The organism is Actinosynnema sp. NPDC059797, assembly GCF_042732085.1.
Classification (GTDB): domain Bacteria; phylum Actinomycetota; class Actinomycetes; order Mycobacteriales; family Pseudonocardiaceae; genus Actinosynnema.
On the sequence record NZ_JBHWIE010000688.1, the window covers coordinates 1 to 1,851 of the forward strand.

At 77.8% G+C, this 1,851-nt stretch carries 1 protein-coding gene; it reads left to right on the top strand.

Going from position 1 to position 1,851, the window contains the following annotated elements; all coding sequences use genetic code 11:
* The coding region (locus ACFV4N_RS43320; RefSeq protein WP_499678522.1) for an AMP-binding protein at positions 1–1,851 on the top strand (1,851 nt) is incomplete at both ends.

The following is a 1,851-nucleotide window of genomic DNA, read 5'->3' on the forward strand; positions in this document are numbered from 1 at the left end:
GGCCGTCCCCGCCGCCCGCCGTCGCCGGCCACCCGCTGACGCCGGTCGACGTGGCCTACGTGCTGTTCACCTCCGGGTCGACCGGGGAGCCCAAGGGCGCGCTGGTCGAGCACCGGTCGATCGCCAACACCGTCAGCTGGTACACCCGGGACCTGGGCCTGACCGCGGACGACCGGCTCTCCTGGTTCTGCAGCCCGGGGTTCGACGCCTCCGCGATCGAGGTGTGGCCCGCGCTGCGGGCGGGCGCGCCGCTGCACGTCGTCCCGCCCGGCCTGCGCTACGACCCGGCCGGGCTGCGCGACTGGCTGGTCGACACCGGGATCACCGTCGCGTTCCTGCCCACCCCCGTGGGCGAGCTGCTGCTCGACCAGGACTGGCCGACCGGTCCGGTCGCGCTGCGGCACCTGGTCGTCGGCGGTGACGTGCTGCGCCGCAGGCCGGCGGCCGGTGCGCCGTTCCGGCTGTGGAACGTGTACGGCCCGACCGAGGCGGCCGTCGTGTCCACCTGGGCCGAGGTGCCGCCCACCGGCGACGGGCCGCCGACGATCGGGCGGCCGGTCCCGGGCACCCGGGTCCGGGTCGTCGACGGCGCCGGGCGGCGGGTCCCGGTCGGCGTGCCGGGCGAGCTGCTGCTCGGCGGCGCCCAGCTGGCCAGGGGCTACGTCGACGCCACCCCGGAGCAGGCGGCGAGGTTCACCGGCACGGGTGCGGACCGCGCCTACCGGACCGGCGACGTGGTGCGCTGGCGCGCCGACGGCGAGCTGGAGTTCCTGCGGCGCGGTGACCGGCAGGTGCAGGTCCGCGGGTTCCGGGTCGAGCCGGGGGAGGTGGAGCACCAGCTCGTGGCGCTGCCCGGGGTGCGGGAGGCGGCGGTGCGGGCCTGGACCGACGCCGACGGCGTGGTGCGGCTGGCCGCGTACCTGGTCCTCGCGCCCGGGGTGGGGGTCGCGGAGCTGCGCGCGGGGCTGGCCACGCGGCTGCCCGACTACATGGTCCCCGCGACGTGGGACGTCCTGGACGCCCTGCCGCTCAACGCCAGCGGCAAGGTCGACCGGGCCGCGCTGCCCGAGCCGTCGCCGGTCGCGCCGTCGGCGCCGGGGGAGCCCGGGAGGGACCTCGAACGCCGGTTGAGCGCCCTGTGGGCGGCCGAGCTGGGCCGGGCGCCGGTGTCGCCGGAGGCCACGTTCTTCGAGCTGGGCGGGCACTCGCTCAGCGCCATCCGCCTGGTGAACCGGATCCGCGCCGAGCTGGGGGTTCGGCTGGACGTGCCCGCCTTCCTGCGCGCGCCGACCGTGCGCGGCCTGGCCGCGCTGCTGGGACCGGCCGCCCCCGGCGTCGAGGTCGACGCCCCGGCGAGCTGGGGGCAGCGGCACGGGCACCGGGTGACCGCCACCAGCGGCAACCCGAGCGTGCTGACGATCGCGATGCGGTTCGCGCTGCACGGCCGGCTGGACGTCCCCGCCCTCCGGCGGGCGCTGGCCGCGCTGGTGGCCAGGCACGCCGCCCTGCGGACCCGGCTGCGCGAGGTCGACGGGCGGCTGCGCCAGGAGGTGCTGGTCGCGAGCGGTGCGCCGCTGCGCGTCGTGGAGGTCGCCGAACCCGACCTGGACGGCGCGGTGTTCGAGGCGGCCGACGACGCGCCGGACCTGGCCGGGACGGGCACGTTCCGCGCCACCCTGTTCACCGTGTCCGACCGGCGCTCGGAGCTGCTGCTGGCGGTGCACCACTCCTTCGGCGACGGCTGGTCGATGACCGTCCTCCTCCGCGACCTGGCCGAGCTGTACCGCGCGGAGGTCGCCTGCCGCGCGCCCGACCTGCCCGGCCTGACGGCCACCTACGTCGACTTCTCCG